We start from the raw sequence: 13809 nt of genomic DNA, 5'->3' as shown, positions 1-13809 counted from the left end.
CCCGCAGTGCGCGCCGTGTCCTTCTCGCGATCTTCCTCCGGTTTCGGGGAAAGATGAGAGTTCGGGTGGTTTTGCGGGTCATGCTGAACGGGTCCTGACGACTCCTGCGGGGAGCACTGATGATCCGGGCCCACCTCGACAAGGTGTTCACCGTGCTGATCGCCGGCGTGCTCGCCGGTCTGGTGCTGGCGGCGGCCGCCCTGCCGCTCGCCCTGGTGTTCGGCATCGGCTTCGGCGGGCTGGCGTCCTCCTACGCCGAACTGCCCAACACGCTGCGCACCCCACCCACCGCCCAACGCTCCACCCTCTACGCCGCCGACGGCGTCACCCTGATCACCTCGTTCTACACCGAGGACCGGGTGGACGTGCCGCTGGCCAAGGTCGCCCCGGTGATGCGGCAGGCGATCGTGGCCGCCGAGGACGCCCGGTTCTACCAGCACCGGGGTGTCGACGTGCGGGGCGTGGTCCGGGCCTTCACCGCCAACCAGCGCGACGGCCGGGCCCGGCAGGGTGCCTCCACGCTGACCATGCAGTACGTCCGTAACGTGCTCAGCAGCGATCCCCGGCTGACCAAGGAGCAGCGGAAGAAGGCCACCGAGATCAGCACCGCCCGCAAGCTCCAGGAGATGCGGTACGCCCTGGCGCTGGAGCGCGAACTGACCAAGGACGAGATCCTCACCCGCTACCTCAACATCGCGTACTTCGGTGCCGGGGCGTACGGCATCGCCGCGGCGGCCAAGCGGTACTTCTCCACCACCCCGGCCCGGCTGACCCTGGCCCAGGCGACGCTGCTGGCCGGGCTGGTCCGCTCCCCGGACACCGACGATCCGATCAACGGCGACGCCGACGCGGCGTTGACCCGCCGGTCGTACGTGCTGGACCGGATGGTGGCGTTGGCCCAGGTGCCGGCGGAGGACGCGGCGGTGGCCCGGGACGCGCCGCTGACGTTGCGCCCCAGCCGGACGCCGAACGACTGCACCGCCGTGCCCGAGCAGCGCAACGACTGGGGTTTCTTCTGCGACTGGTTCACCCAGTGGTGGAGCGACCAGCCCGCCTTCGGTGCCACCGCCGCCGAGCGGCAGGACAACCTGCGCCGGGGCGGCTTCCGGATCGTCTCCTCGCTCGACCCGGCCGTGCAGCGTTCCGCCGTCCGCCAGGCGACCGACATCTACGACGTCGACGATCCCCGGGCGGCGCCGGTGGCGGTGGTCCAGCCCGGCACCGGGCGGGTGCTCGCCCTGGCGGTGAACCGCCACTACAGCGTCACCCCCAACCCGGCCGGGCAGCGGAACTATCCGAACACGGTCAACCAGCTGATCGCCGGTGGCGGCGGCATCGAGGGCTACCAGGCCGGCTCGACGTTCAAGCTGTTCACCCTGCTGGCCGCCCTGGAGTCCGGGCGGCCCCTGGAGACGGGTTTCATCGCGCCCAGCCGGATCGTGACCCGCTTCCCGACCGACGACGCCCGGGCCAGTTGCGGCGGCCGGTGGTGCCCGGCCAACGCCACCCCCGAGTGGATGGACGGCTACCGCACCATGTGGACCGCCTTCGGCCGTTCGGTGAACACCTACTTCGCCTGGCTCACCGAGCAGGTCGGCGCGGAGCGGGTGGTGGAGATGGCCGAGCGGCTGGGCATCCGGTTCCGCGCCGCCGACGACGCCGAACTGGCCCGGTCCGGGGCCCGCGACTGGGGGGCGTTCACCCTGGGGGTCTCCTCCACCACCCCGCTCGACCTGGCCAACGCGTACGCCACGGTGGCCGCCGAGGGGACCTGGTGTGCGCCGCTGCCGGTCGTGTCGATCAGGGACAACGCCGGGAAGGAGGTGGCCGCCGGTCGGCCCGACTGCCGGCAGGTGGTCGACACCGAGGTGGCCCGGGCCGCCGCCGACGCGGCCCGCTGCCCGGTCGGCGACCAGTCGATGTACCGCCGCTGCGACGGTGGCACGGCGGAGAAGCTCCGGACGGGGCTGGGTCGCCCGGTGGCCGGCAAGACCGGCAGTTCGGAGCGGAACGAGACCGAGTCGGTGGTGGCTTTCACCCCGCAGCTCGCGGTGGCCCAGATCGCCGCCAACCCGGACGACCCACGCGACGCCGTCGGTGCCGCCGTCCAGTCCCGGATGGTCGACGCGGTGGGCCGCATCCTGTTCGCCGCCCTGGCCGATGCCCCGGTCCGGGACTTCGTCCCACCCGGCGAGTCGATCACCTACCGCCCCGCCCCGGCCCCCCGTACGGGCAACTGAGCGGGGTCAGCGGGTGGGGGCGTGGTTGGCGATGTTGCGGGCCATGCCGCCGAAGATGACGGCGTGGAAGGGTGCCACCGAGTGCCAGTAGAGGTGACCGGGCAGGCCGCGGGGGAGGAAGACGGCGCGTTGGACGTACCGGCTGCGGCCCGCGCCGGCCGGCTCGGCGCGCAGCTCCAGCCAGGCCCGACCGGGTAGCCGCATCTCGGCGCGCAGCCGCAGCAGCTCGCCGGGGACGATCTCCTCCACCCGCCAGAAGTCCAGCGCCTCACCGACCTGGAGGTGGTGCGGGTCGCGTCGGCCCCGACGCAGTCCGACCCCGCCGACCAGTCGGTCCAGCCAGCCGCGTACCGACCAGGCGAGCGGGAACGAGTACCACCCGTGTTCGCCGCCGACGCCCTCGATGACCCGCCAGAGCGCGCCCGGTGGGGCGTCGACCGCACGTTCCCGTACGTCGGTGTAGACCGTGCCGCCGGACCAGTCCGGATCCGACGGCAGCGGCTCGGCCGGCGCGTCCGGGCCGCTCGCGTTGGACCAGCGGGTCTCCACCTGGGCGTCGCGCACCTTGGTCAGGGCCAGCGCGACGGCGTCGTCGAAGCCGGTCAGCCCGCCCGGCGGGTCGGGCAACCAGCGGGCGATGTCGTGTTCGTGCGTCACCGCCTCGTGGATCAGGCTCTCGACCAGGGGCCGGGCGATGGCGTTCGGCACCGGGGTGATCAGCCCCACCCAGTGCGAGGAGAGCGACGGGGTGAGCGGACGGACCGGCACGATGATCCGGCGGCGTAGGCCGGCGACCTGCGCGTAGCGCTGCATCATCTCCCGGAAGGTGAGCACGTCCGGCCCACCGATGTCGAAGGCCCGGTCCACCTCGGGTGGCAGGGTGGCACAGCCGACCAGGTAGCGCAGCACGTCCCGGACGGCGATCGGCTGGATGCGGTTGCGGACCCACCGGGGGGTGATCATGGCCGGCAGCCGTTCGGTGAGGTAGCGCAGCATCTCGAACGAGGCCGACCCGGACCCGATGATCACGGCGGCCCGCAGCACCACCGTGGGTACGTCGCCGGCCAGCAGGATCCGGGCCACCTCGGCCCGGGACCGCAGGTGCGGCGACGACACGCTGTCGCCGCCCGCCGGCTCCGGCCCACCGAGGTAGACGATGCGGCGTACGCCGGCTGCCGCGGCGGCTGCGGCGAAGTTGGTGGCGGCCTCCCGGTCGGCGGCCTCGAAGTCGCCCTGCCCGAGCGAGTGCACCAGGTAGTACGCGACGTCGACGTCGGCGAACGCGGCTGCCAGCGTCTCGGGTTTGCGCAGGTCCCCCTCGGTGACCTCGGCGCGGGCCGCCCAGGGCACGTCGCGCAGCCGACCGGCCTTGCGGGCCAGGCAGCGCACCTGGTGCCCCTCGGCGATCAGGCGGGGCGCGAGCCGTCCGCCGATGTATCCGGTCGCGCCGGTGACGAGGCATCTCACGGTCACCAGTGTGCGGCTCCGTAGACTCTTTCGCTGTGGAGAACGTGAAGCGCACCTCGTGGGTGCCGGCCTCCGACCGGTTCGACGCCGCCGGTCCGCAGCTGGTCAGGCTGGTCGGCGATCCGGTGGGACCGCGTGGCTGAGCCGGGGGTACGCGCGCCGGAGGTGGCCGACGAACGGGGCTGGCGGTTGCGCCACCTGCCGGTGCTGCTGGCCGCCTCGGCGGTGTTGGGGGCGGTCGCGGCGGTGGTCGGCGGGCTGACCGGCGGCGGGGCCGCGGCGGCGGGCGCGGCGGCCGGGGTGGCGGTGACCGTGCTCAGCTACACCCTGACCACAGTGGTGCTGGCCTGGGCCGACGCGATCAACCCGCAGTTGGTGCTGCCGCTCGGGCTGGGCCTGTACATCGCCAAGTTCACCCTGCTGGGGGTGGTCATGGTGGCGGTGGCGTCGACCGGCTGGGACGGCCTGGTGCCGCTGTGTGTCGGCATCGCCGCCGGCGTGGCGGTCTGGACCGGAGTGCACATCTGGTGGCTGAGCAGCGGGAATTCCCGTCGACCGTGAACCGGGCGTCCCACATGGTGGACGGGTGGGCGACTGTCGGCGTGCGGTCATTCTCTCACTGGCCGAAGGGGAGTAGCGTGCCCCCAGACGATGGAGCCCGCCTGATGCCCACACAACGACGGTTGTGCGGGGGGTGAGGCACAGCCTCGTCTTCCCGACTGATATCGTTCGCCCCGTCATGGCTGGTGACCAAACCCCCCAACCCACCGGCGGTCCGGACGACGTTCCGACCGGCGCCGGTCAGGGCTGGACCGCGCTCTCGTACCTCATCGGGGGCATGCTCGTCTGGGGTTTCATCGGCTGGCTGGTCGACCAGTGGCTCGACTCCGGCGGCATCGCCACCGGGATCGGTGTCGTGCTCGGCATGGCCGGGGGGATCATCCTGGTCGTCCGTCGGCTCGGCACGCCTACTTAGGAAGGGACGCGGTGTTCGGACAGGCGAACGTCCTGGCAGCGGGCCAGGCGGCATTCCCACCCAGCGTGGAGGACTTCTACCTGCCCAGCATCCTGCCCTGGGGTGCGCACGACTCGTACTGGTTCACGAAGATCACGGCGATGGTCTGGGTCGCGGCCGGCATCCTGATCATCTTCTTCCTGGCGACCTACCGGAAGCCGCAGCTGGTCCCGACCAAGAAGCAGTGGCTCGCCGAGTCGATCTACGGCTTCGTCCGCAACAACATCGCGGTCGACATGCTCGGGCACCGGGGGGTGCGGTTCGCGCCGTACTTCACCACGCTCTTCTGCTTCGTCCTGCTGACCAACTTCTTCGCGATCGTGCCGCTGTTCCAGATCTCGCCGAACTCGCACATCGCCTTCCCGGCGATCCTCGCGGTGATCAGCTACGTGCTGTTCAACTACATCGGCATCCGGCAGCACGGCTTCGTGAAGTACTTCAAGAACTCTCTGGTTCCGCCGGCCCCCTGGTTCATCCTGCCGCTGCTGATCCCGATCGAGCTCTTCTCGACCTTCATCGTCCGGCCGTTCTCGCTGGCCGTGCGTCTGTTCGCCAACATGTTCGCCGGGCACATGCTGCTGCTGGTCTTCACCCTCGGCGGCTTCGCGATGATCAGCGCCAACGCCTGGCTGGCGCCGGTCTCGGTGCTGTCCTGGGTGATGACCATCGCGCTGACCTTCCTCGAGTTCCTGGTCATCTGCCTGCAGGCATACGTCTTCACCGTCCTCACCGCAAGCTACGTGCAGGGCGCGCTCGCCGACGAGCACTGATCCACCGGGCGGGGGCTCGCGAGCGAGCACTGGTCCACCGGGCGGGGGCTCGCCAGCGTGCGAGCACTGGTCCACCGCATCAACCCGTTGTCGTCCCGCGTGAGAGTCACGCGAGATACCCAGGAGGAACCACACCCATGGACGCTAGCGTTCTCGCCGAGGTCACCGGCAGCACCGCCGCCATCGGCTACGGCCTCGCCGCCATCGGCCCGGGCATCGGCGTCGGCCTGGTCTTCGCCGCCTACATCCAGTCGACCGCCCGCCAGCCGGAGTCGTCCCGGATGACCCTGCCGTACGTCTGGATCGGCTTCGCCGTCATCGAGGCGCTCGCGCTGCTGGGCATCGCCTTCGGCTTCATCTGGGCCGGCTGACCCAGTCCCCGCAGACCAGGAGGTCATCCATGTACTTCCTCGCCGCTGAGGGTGGTGAGTCGACGCACAACCCGATCATCCCGATCTGGCAGGAGATCGTGGTCGGCAGCGTCGCCTTCGCCGTACTCTGCTTCGTCCTGATGAAGTTCGTCTTCCCCCGCATGGAACAGACGTTCCAGGCCCGGGTCGACGCGATCGAGGGCGGCATCAAGCGCGCCGAGGCCGCCCAGGCCGAGGCCAACCAGCTCCTCGAGCAGTACCGCGCGCAGCTCGCCGAGGCGCGTACCGACGCTGCCAAGATCCGGGACGACGCCCGGGCCGACGCGGAGGGCATCCGGCAGGACATCCTCGGCAAGGCGCGGGAGGAATCCGACCGGATCATCGCGGCCGGCAAGGAGCAGCTCGCCGCGGAGCGGGCCACCATCGTGCGCGAGCTGCGTACCGAGGTGGGCACCATCGCGGTCGACCTGGCCAGCAAGATCGTCGGGGAGTCGCTGGCCGACGAGGCCCGCCGCAAGGGCACCGTCGACCGGTTCCTGAGCAACCTCGAGAGCACGGGGGCCCGCTGATGCAGGCCGCCAGCCGGGAGTCGTACGCGATCGCGGCCGAGCGCCTCGACGCGTACGTCCGCGGTGCGGAGCCGTCGGTGGTGGCCTCCACCGCCGACGACATCCTCGCCGTCGCCGCCCTGTTGCGGGGTGAGCCGCGGCTGCGCCGGGCGCTGTCCGACCCGGCCCGCAGCGGCGACGACCGTGCGGCGCTGCTCACCGGCATCCTGGCCGGCAAGATCGGCGCGGACGCGCTCGACCTGCTGTCCGGCCTGGTCGCCGGCCGTTGGTCGGCACCGTCGGAGCTGCTCGACGGCACCGAGCGGCTCGGGGTGGAGGCGCTGCTGGCCAGCGCCGACTCCGCCGGCGACCTCGGTGAGGTCGAGGACGAGCTGTTCCGTTTCGGCCAGGTGGTCACCGGTCAGTCCGCGCTCTCCGCGGCGCTGGCCGACCCGATCGCCCCGGCCGGGCAGCGGGCCGCGCTGGCCCGGGAACTGCTCGCCGGCAAGGCCCGTCCGGTCACCGTCCGCCTCGTCGAGGTGGCTCTCGGCGGGTTCGGGGGACGCTCCTTCACCGGGGCGCTCACCCGGCTGGTCGAGCTGGCCGCCGACCGGCGGGACCGCCAGGTCGCGTACGTGACCGTGGCTGCCCCGTTGAGTGAGGCCGACGAGCGACGGCTCGGTGCCCGCCTCTCCGCGATGTACGGTCGAGAGGTTTCCGTCAAGCAGACGGTCGACCCGGAGGTGCTCGGTGGGGTGAGCGTGCGGGTCGGTTCCGACCTGTACGACGGCACCGTCCTGCGCCGCCTCAACGAGACCCGCAACGCGCTCGTGCAGCGCTGACCAGCGGCCTCGCCGCCCTTTGATCGACGCCATTCGGACCGGTCGGTACTAGGTATCCCGGGCCCCTGAATTTTAAGGAAGCAGAGGATGGCCGAGCTGACCATCTCGACGGAGGAGATCCGCGGCGCCCTGGAGCGCTACGTCTCCTCCTACTCGACCGACGTCTCCCGCGAGGAGGTCGGCACCGTCGCCGACACCGGTGACGGCATCGCCCACGTCGAGGGCCTGCCCTCGACCATGACCAACGAACTCCTGGAGTTCGAGGACGGCACGCTCGGCGTGGCGTTGAACCTCGACGTCCGGGAGATCGGTGTCGTCGTTCTCGGTGACTCCGCCAAGCTGGAGGAGGGGCAGCGCGTCAAGCGCACCGGCCGGGTGCTCTCCGTCCCGGTCGGCGACGCCTTCCTCGGCCGCGTGGTCAACGCGCTCGGCCAGCCGATCGACGGCCTCGGCGACATCGCCGACGAGGGCTTCCGCGAGCTGGAGCTCCAGGCCCCGAACGTGATGTCCCGGCAGTCCGTCGACGAGCCGCTGCAGACCGGCATCAAGGCGATCGACGCGATGACCCCGATCGGTCGGGGCCAGCGGCAGCTGATCATCGGCGACCGGAAGACCGGCAAGACCACCGTCGCGCTGGACACCATCCTCAACCAGCGGGACAACTGGCGCTCCGGCGACCCGAAGAAGCAGGTCCGCTGCATCTACGTCGCCATCGGCCAGAAGGCCTCCACGATCGCCTCGATCAAGGGCATCCTGGAGGACGCGGGCGCGCTGGAATACACCACCATCGTGGCCTCCCCGGCGTCCGACCCGGCCGGCTTCAAGTACCTCGCCCCGTACACCGGCTCGTCCATCGGGCAGCACTGGATGTACGGCGGCAAGCACGTCCTGATCGTCTTCGACGACCTGAGCAAGCAGGCCGAGGCGTACCGGGCCGTGTCGCTGCTGCTGCGTCGCCCGCCGGGCCGTGAGGCGTACCCGGGTGACGTCTTCTACCTGCACTCCCGCCTGCTGGAGCGCTGCGCGAAGCTCTCCGACGCGCTGGGTGGCGGCTCGATGACCGGCCTGCCGATCATCGAGACGAAGGCCAACGACATCTCGGCCTTCATCCCGACCAACGTCATCTCCATCACCGACGGCCAGATCTTCCTGGAGTCCGACCTGTTCAACCAGGGCGTCCGGCCGGCCATCAACGTCGGCACCTCGGTCTCCCGGGTCGGTGGTGCCGCGCAGATGAAGCCGATGAAGAAGGTCTCCGGCTCGCTGCGGCTCAACCTGGCCCAGTTCCGTGAGCTGGAGGCGTTCGCCGCCTTCGCCTCCGACCTGGACAAGGCCTCGCAGGCCCAGCTGAACCGGGGTTCCCGGCTGGTCGAGCTGCTCAAGCAGCCGAACTACTCGCCGTACCCGGTGCAGGAGCAGGTCGTCTCGGTCTGGTCCGGCGTCGAGGGCAAGCTGGACGACGTCCCGGTCGGTGAGGTCCGCCGCTTCGAGTCGGAGTTCCTCCAGTACCTGCGGCACAAGCACGAGGGCGTGCTGGCCTCGATCGCCGGTGGCAAGTGGGGCGACGACATCGCGGCCTCGCTCGACTCGGCCATCGCCGAGTTCAAGCAGGTCTTCCTCGGCAAGGCCGACGAGCACCGGGTCAACGACGCGCCCGCCAAGCCGCTGGAGGGTGAGGCCGACCGCGAGACGGTCACCCGCTACGCCGGCGGCGACGCCGAGAAGCAGTAGGGCTGAGTCATGGCGGCCCAGGTACGCGTTCTTCGTCAACGGATCCGTTCGGCGAAGGGGATGAAGAAGATCACCAAGGCGATGGAGCTCGTGGCGACGAGCCGCATCGCCAAGGCCCAGGCCCGGGTGACGGCGTCTCTGCCGTACGCCCAGGCGATCACCGGCGTGCTCACGGCGTTGGCCTCGAACGCCCGGATCGACCACCCGCTGCTCACCCCGCGCGAGCGGGTGCGGCGGGCGGGCGTCCTGCTGGTCACCTCCGACCGGGGCCTGGCCGGTGGGTACAGCTCCAACGCGATCAGGACCGCCGAGTCGCTGATCGCCCGGCTCACCGCCGACGGCAAGGAGCCGGTGCTCTACGTCATCGGGCGCAAGGGCCTGACGTTCTACCGGTTCCGCAACCGGCAGATCGCGGCGAACTGGACCGGCTTCTCGGAGCAGCCCACCTTCGCCGACGCCCGTGAGGTCGGCGAGACGCTGATCGCGGCGTTCACCGCCGGTGCCGACGACACCGACGGTGACGCCGGGCCGGACGGCGTGCTCGGCATCGACGAGTTGCACATCGTCTACACCGAGTTCCACAGCCTGATGACGCAGAACCCGGTCACCAAGATCATCGGTCCGATGCAGGTCGAGGACCGGCCGCGCTCCGAGGGGCTGCTGCCGGCGTACGAGTTCGAGCCGGAGGCGGAGTCGCTGCTCGACGCGCTGTTGCCGAGGTACATCAACACGCGGATCTACGCGGCGTTGCTGGAGTCGGCGGCGAGCGAGTCGGCGGCCCGGCGGCGGGCGATGAAGAGCGCCACCGACAACGCCGAAGAGATGATCGAGAAGTACACGCGTGAGATGAACTCGGCCCGCCAGGCCGGGATCACCCAGGAGATCAGTGAGATCGTCGGCGGCGCGAACGCGCTGGCCGCGTCGGGAAGTGAAGTGTGATGACTGTATCCGCAGTTGCCGGGGGACCGGCAGAGACCAGGACGGCCACCGGTCGCGTGGTTCGGGTCATCGGCCCGGTCGTCGACGCCGAGTTCCCGCGCGACGGCATGCCGGCCCTGTTCAACGCCCTGCACGTCGAGGTGAACCTCTCCGGTGGTGAGAAGACGCTGACCCTGGAGGTCGCCCAGCACCTGGGTGACAACCTGATCCGCGCCATCTCCATGCAGCCGACCGACGGTCTGGTCCGGGGCGCCGAGGTGGTCGACACCGGCTCCCCGATCACCGTCCCGGTGGGCGACGCCGTCAAGGGCCACGTCTTCAACGCCATCGGCGAGTGCCTCAACCTCACCGAGGGCGAGACGCTCGACGCGGACGACCGGTGGGGCATCCACCGCAAGGCCCCGGCCTTCGCGGACCTGGAGCCGAAGACCGAGATGCTGGAGACCGGCATCAAGGTCATCGACCTGCTCGCCCCGTACGTCAAGGGCGGCAAGATCGGCCTGTTCGGCGGCGCGGGCGTGGGCAAGACGGTGCTGATCCAGGAGATGATCACCCGGGTGGCCCGGAACTTCGGTGGCACCTCGGTCTTCGCCGGCGTGGGTGAGCGCACCCGTGAGGGCAACGACCTCATCGCCGAGATGACCGAGTCCGGCGTCATCGACAAGACCGCGCTGGTCTACGGCCAGATGGACGAGCCGCCGGGCACCCGGCTGCGGGTGGCGCTGTCGGCGCTGACCATGGCCGAGTACTTCCGGGACGTCAAGAAGCAGGAGGTGCTGCTCTTCATCGACAACATCTTCCGCTTCACCCAGGCCGGTTCCGAGGTCTCCACCCTGCTCGGCCGGATGCCGAGCGCGGTGGGTTACCAGCCGACCCTGGCCGACGAGATGGGCGAGCTCCAGGAGCGGATCACCTCCGTCCGGGGCCAGGCCATCACCTCGCTCCAGGCGATCTACGTGCCCGCCGACGACTACACCGACCCGGCGCCGGCCACCACGTTCGCCCACCTGGACGCGACCACCAACCTGGAGCGGTCGATCTCCGACAAGGGCATCTACCCGGCCGTGGACCCGCTGGCGTCCTCGTCCCGGATTCTCGCCCCGGAGTTCGTCGGCGAGGAGCACTTCACGGTGGCCACCGAGGTCAAGCGCATCCTCCAGCGCTACAAGGACCTCCAGGACATCATCGCGATCCTCGGCATCGAGGAGCTGTCCGAGGAGGACAAGCTCACCGTCGGCCGGGCCCGCCGGATCGAGCGTTTCCTCTCGCAGAACACCTACGCCGCCGAGCAGTTCACCGGTGTGCCGGGCTCGACGGTCGCGATCGCCGAGACCATCGAGGCGTTCAAGAAGATCAGCGAGGGTGAGTACGACCACTTCCCCGAGCAGGCCTTCTTCATGTGCGGTGGTCTGGAGGACCTGGAGCGCAAGGCGAAGGAGCTGATGTCGGAGGGCTGAGCCCCTCGACAGTCGTCCCACGAAGGCCACCCCGGCGCGAGCCGGGGTGGCCTTCGGCCGTTGTTGTGCCTGCTGGGGGCCGGTGTCCGGTTGCCGGGCGCAGGACTGGTCGGGAGGCGGGGTACCGTTTCGAGAACGACTCTCGGGTTCGGGTGTCGACGCGGTGCAACTTTTCGACCGGGTACGCCCGTCTCCTCTTCGTGGGCGTGACGAATCCTCGTGACGAGTCCCCGTGCGCGACGAATGGAGCTGCTGGTGGGCAAGGCCGGCAAGGGCGACAGGGACGGTAAGGGCGGCGGGATCGGCAGGGCCGGCGCGGTCGGTGAGACCGGCAAGGGCGGCAGGCGGTCGATCTGGTCCGGGGTGCCCCGCTGGGCGCGCGTGTGCACCATCTTCGGGGTCGTGCTGCTGATGCTCAGCGGCGCGGTCCTGGTGGGCTACGAGACGCTGCTGTCGCGTTACGAGGGTTCGGTGGGCAAGGCCGACCTCTTCGGTGACAAGGCGGCCGGGGCGCAGGAGCGCAAGAGCAACGTCAAGGGCCCGTTGAACATCCTGCTGGTGGGGATCGACCCCCGGGACGCGAAGACCCCGCCGCTGGCCGACTCGATCATGGTGCTGCACGTGCCGGAGTCGCTGGAGCAGGCGTACATCTTCTCCATTCCGCGCGACCTCTACGTCGACATCCCCAAGTTCGACAAGGCCGGCTACCGGGGTGGCTCCGGCAAGATCAACGCGGCGATGTCGTTCGGCAGCATCGTGGAGGGCAAGAACCCCAGCGCCCCGCAGGGCTTCGAACTGCTCGCCAAGACCGTGCAGAAGGCGACCGGGATCGAGCGGTTCGACGCCGGGGCGATCATCAACTTCACCGGCTTCCAGAAGATCGTCGACGCGATGGGCGGTGTCGACATGTACATCGAGCGTCAGGTCAAGTCCGAGCACCGGGAGCCGAACGGCAAGCACCGCAAGGGCAACCCGTACGGCGAGGGCTACATCGGGCCGCAGGCGGTCTACAAGAAGGGCAACCAGCACCTCAACGGCTGGCAGGCGCTGGACTACGTCCGGCAGCGTTACCCCCGCAACGGCGTTCCCGACGCCGACTACGGCCGGCAGCGCCACCAGCAGCAGTTCATCAAGGCGATGGTCAGCCAGGCGTTCAGCGCCGACGTGGTGACCAACCCGATCAAGCTGGACCGGGTGATCCGGGCTGCCGGTCAGTCGCTGACCTTCAACGGCCGGGGCAGCAGCGTGGTCGACTTCGCCATCGCGCTCAAGGGCATCCGCTCGGAGAACGTCGAGTTGATCAAGCTGCCGGGGGAGGGGATCGGCACCGGCAACGGCTACCGGGGCGAGCGGCTGCTGCCCGTCGCCGACGACTTCTTCACCGCCCTCGGCAACGAGAAGTTGGACGCCTTCCTGCTGGAGCACCCGGAGTTCCGTAACAAGACCAAGTGATCCGCCAGATGCCGACGCCACCGCCCGGCCAGCCGACACGCCGGGTGGTGGCGTACGTCTCGGCACCCGCGTTGGGTAGGTCACCAGGCTCCGACTAGACTTTCGACAATCCGCCGCCGCAGCAAGGAGACAGCGTGGCACAGCAGCTTCACGTCGACCTCGTAGCCGTCGAGGAGAAGGTCTGGTCCGGCGAGGCCGAGATGGTCGTCGCCCGCACGACCGAGGGCGAGCTGGGTGTGCTGCCGGGGCACGCGCCGCTGCTCGGCCAGCTCGCCGAGCCCAGCCAGATCCGGATCAAGCAGGCCGGCGGCCAGCAGGTCGCCTACGACATCACCGGCGGATTCCTGTCGGTCGGCGCCCAGAGCGTGACAGTGCTCGCCGAGAGCGCCACCCCGGCCACTCCGGCCCGCTGAGCCCACCCGCCGATGGAGATCGTCGAAGGGATCGCAATCGGCATCGCGGTGATCCTGGTCGCGGTCCTGATCCTCTTCGTCCGGCGGGCACTGGTCACCCGTAGCGGCGGCATCATCCGGTTGAGCGTCCGGGTCACCACCGTGTTGGACGGTCGGGGCTGGTCCCCGGGCTTCGCCCGCTTCGTCGGCGACCAACTGCGGTGGTACCGGATGTTCAGCTTCGCCCTCCGGCCCAAGCGGGTGCTCTCCCGCAAGGAACTGGTGGTGGAACGACGGCGTCTCCCCGAGGGGCAGGAACGGCTCTCCATGCCGTCCGACTGGGTGATCCTCCGCTGTACCAGTCAACACGCGCCGGTCGAGATCGCCATGGCCCGCTCCACGGTGACCGGATTCTCCTCCTGGCTCGAGGCCGCCCCGCCCGGGGCGGCCTCGCCACGTATGGCGTCCCAGGACTGGCCCGCCGCCTGACCCCCCGGGCCGGCCCGGCCATCGGGATCGCGCCCGGCCAGGTGCGCCGGGACCGAGGGGCTGCGCACCGCCGGGACCGTCGATGCCCGCCGCCGG

The 13809-nt window shown here is 70.3% G+C and carries 14 protein-coding genes; 13 read left to right on the top strand and 1 reads right to left on the bottom strand.

The window, feature by feature from the left end:
* Positions 1-119 precede the first annotated feature (119 nt).
* Positions 120-2240 (top strand): transglycosylase domain-containing protein, encoded by a 2121-nt coding sequence (locus AB0C22_RS12960; RefSeq protein WP_357534995.1) that lies wholly within the window; start codon positions 120-122, stop codon positions 2238-2240.
* A gap of 6 nt (positions 2241-2246) precedes the next feature.
* Here the strand turns inward: AB0C22_RS12960 and AB0C22_RS12955 are convergent, their stop codons facing one another.
* The gene (locus AB0C22_RS12955) at positions 2247-3707 is read right to left on the bottom strand and encodes an SDR family oxidoreductase (protein ID WP_357534993.1); all 1461 of its coding nucleotides are present in this window, start codon (positions 3705-3707) and stop codon (positions 2247-2249) included.
* A gap of 135 nt (positions 3708-3842) precedes the next feature.
* On the opposite strand from AB0C22_RS12955, the gene AB0C22_RS12950 reads away from it, so the two are divergent.
* The 12 genes from AB0C22_RS12950 to AB0C22_RS12895 all read left to right on the top strand — a co-directional run bounded on the left by AB0C22_RS12950 (position 3843) and on the right by AB0C22_RS12895 (position 13713).
* Positions 3843-4268: a hypothetical protein gene (locus AB0C22_RS12950; protein ID WP_208568403.1), complete on the top strand. Its 426-nt coding sequence runs from the start codon at positions 3843-3845 to the stop codon at positions 4266-4268.
* A gap of 178 nt (positions 4269-4446) precedes the next feature.
* Positions 4447-4683, top strand: coding sequence for an AtpZ/AtpI family protein (locus tag AB0C22_RS12945; RefSeq protein ID WP_208568404.1), 237 nt, complete (start codon positions 4447-4449; stop codon positions 4681-4683).
* 11 nt (positions 4684-4694) lie between these two features.
* On the top strand, positions 4695-5492 hold the full coding sequence (gene atpB, locus AB0C22_RS12940; RefSeq protein ID WP_208568405.1) for a F0F1 ATP synthase subunit A: 798 nt from the start codon (positions 4695-4697) through the stop codon (positions 5490-5492).
* Between the two features lie 137 nt (positions 5493-5629).
* On the top strand, positions 5630-5863 hold the full coding sequence (locus AB0C22_RS12935; protein ID WP_067312849.1) for an ATP synthase subunit C: 234 nt from the start codon (positions 5630-5632) through the stop codon (positions 5861-5863).
* Between the two features lie 29 nt (positions 5864-5892).
* Positions 5893-6432 carry a F0F1 ATP synthase subunit B gene (locus AB0C22_RS12930; protein ID WP_208568406.1) on the top strand — a complete coding sequence of 180 codons (540 nt, stop codon included), beginning with the start codon at positions 5893-5895 and terminating at the stop codon, positions 6430-6432.
* Positions 6432-7253, top strand: coding sequence for a F0F1 ATP synthase subunit delta (locus AB0C22_RS12925; protein ID WP_208568407.1), 822 nt, complete (start codon positions 6432-6434; stop codon positions 7251-7253). Before AB0C22_RS12930 ends, AB0C22_RS12925 begins: the two co-directional genes overlap by 1 nt.
* Before the next feature lie 87 nt (positions 7254-7340).
* Entirely contained in the window at positions 7341-8984 is a 1644-nt protein-coding gene (gene atpA / locus AB0C22_RS12920) for a F0F1 ATP synthase subunit alpha (RefSeq protein WP_219464442.1), read from the top strand.
* A gap of 9 nt (positions 8985-8993) precedes the next feature.
* A complete protein-coding gene (locus AB0C22_RS12915) occupies positions 8994-9923 on the top strand; it encodes a F0F1 ATP synthase subunit gamma (protein WP_219464440.1) in 930 nt (309 codons plus the stop codon).
* Entirely contained in the window at positions 9923-11380 is a 1458-nt protein-coding gene (gene atpD, locus AB0C22_RS12910) for a F0F1 ATP synthase subunit beta (RefSeq protein WP_208568410.1), read from the top strand. Before AB0C22_RS12915 ends, atpD begins: the two co-directional genes overlap by 1 nt.
* A 219-nt stretch (positions 11381-11599) precedes the next feature.
* The gene (locus tag AB0C22_RS12905; protein WP_308290898.1) at positions 11600-12832 is read left to right on the top strand and encodes an LCP family protein; all 1233 of its coding nucleotides are present in this window, start codon (positions 11600-11602) and stop codon (positions 12830-12832) included.
* 134 nt (positions 12833-12966) lie between these two features.
* On the top strand, positions 12967-13245 hold the full coding sequence (locus tag AB0C22_RS12900; RefSeq protein WP_219464438.1) for a F0F1 ATP synthase subunit epsilon: 279 nt from the start codon (positions 12967-12969) through the stop codon (positions 13243-13245).
* Between the two features lie 12 nt (positions 13246-13257).
* Complete coding sequence (locus tag AB0C22_RS12895; protein WP_208568412.1) at positions 13258-13713, top strand: DUF2550 domain-containing protein; 456 nt, start codon at positions 13258-13260, stop codon at positions 13711-13713.
* Positions 13714-13809: the final 96 nt, after the last annotated feature.

The sequence above is a fragment of the Micromonospora sp. NPDC048894 genome, from assembly GCF_040649765.1.
GTDB classification, from domain to species: Bacteria; Actinomycetota; Actinomycetes; order Mycobacteriales; family Micromonosporaceae; genus Micromonospora; species Micromonospora antibiotica.
The sequence above is the reverse complement of the archived record's forward strand: the minus strand, read 5'-3'. Positions and strand labels throughout refer to the sequence as shown.

Excerpts from the sequence above, each read along its gene's own strand:
- AB0C22_RS12895 (WP_208568412.1), top strand. The coding sequence starts at position 13,258 with ATGGAGATCGTCGAAGGGATCGCAATCGGCATCGCGGTGATCCTGGTC.
- AB0C22_RS12915 (WP_219464440.1), top strand. The coding sequence starts at position 8,994 with ATGGCGGCCCAGGTACGCGTTCTTCGTCAACGGATCCGTTCGGCGAAG.
- AB0C22_RS12960 (WP_357534995.1), top strand. The coding sequence starts at position 120 with ATGATCCGGGCCCACCTCGACAAGGTGTTCACCGTGCTGATCGCCGGC.
- AB0C22_RS12935 (WP_067312849.1), top strand. The coding sequence starts at position 5,630 with ATGGACGCTAGCGTTCTCGCCGAGGTCACCGGCAGCACCGCCGCCATC.
- atpA (WP_219464442.1), top strand. The coding sequence starts at position 7,341 with ATGGCCGAGCTGACCATCTCGACGGAGGAGATCCGCGGCGCCCTGGAG.
- AB0C22_RS12930 (WP_208568406.1), top strand. The coding sequence starts at position 5,893 with ATGTACTTCCTCGCCGCTGAGGGTGGTGAGTCGACGCACAACCCGATC.
- atpD (WP_208568410.1), top strand. The coding sequence starts at position 9,923 with ATGACTGTATCCGCAGTTGCCGGGGGACCGGCAGAGACCAGGACGGCC.
- AB0C22_RS12925 (WP_208568407.1), top strand. The coding sequence starts at position 6,432 with ATGCAGGCCGCCAGCCGGGAGTCGTACGCGATCGCGGCCGAGCGCCTC.
- AB0C22_RS12945 (WP_208568404.1), top strand. The coding sequence starts at position 4,447 with ATGGCTGGTGACCAAACCCCCCAACCCACCGGCGGTCCGGACGACGTT.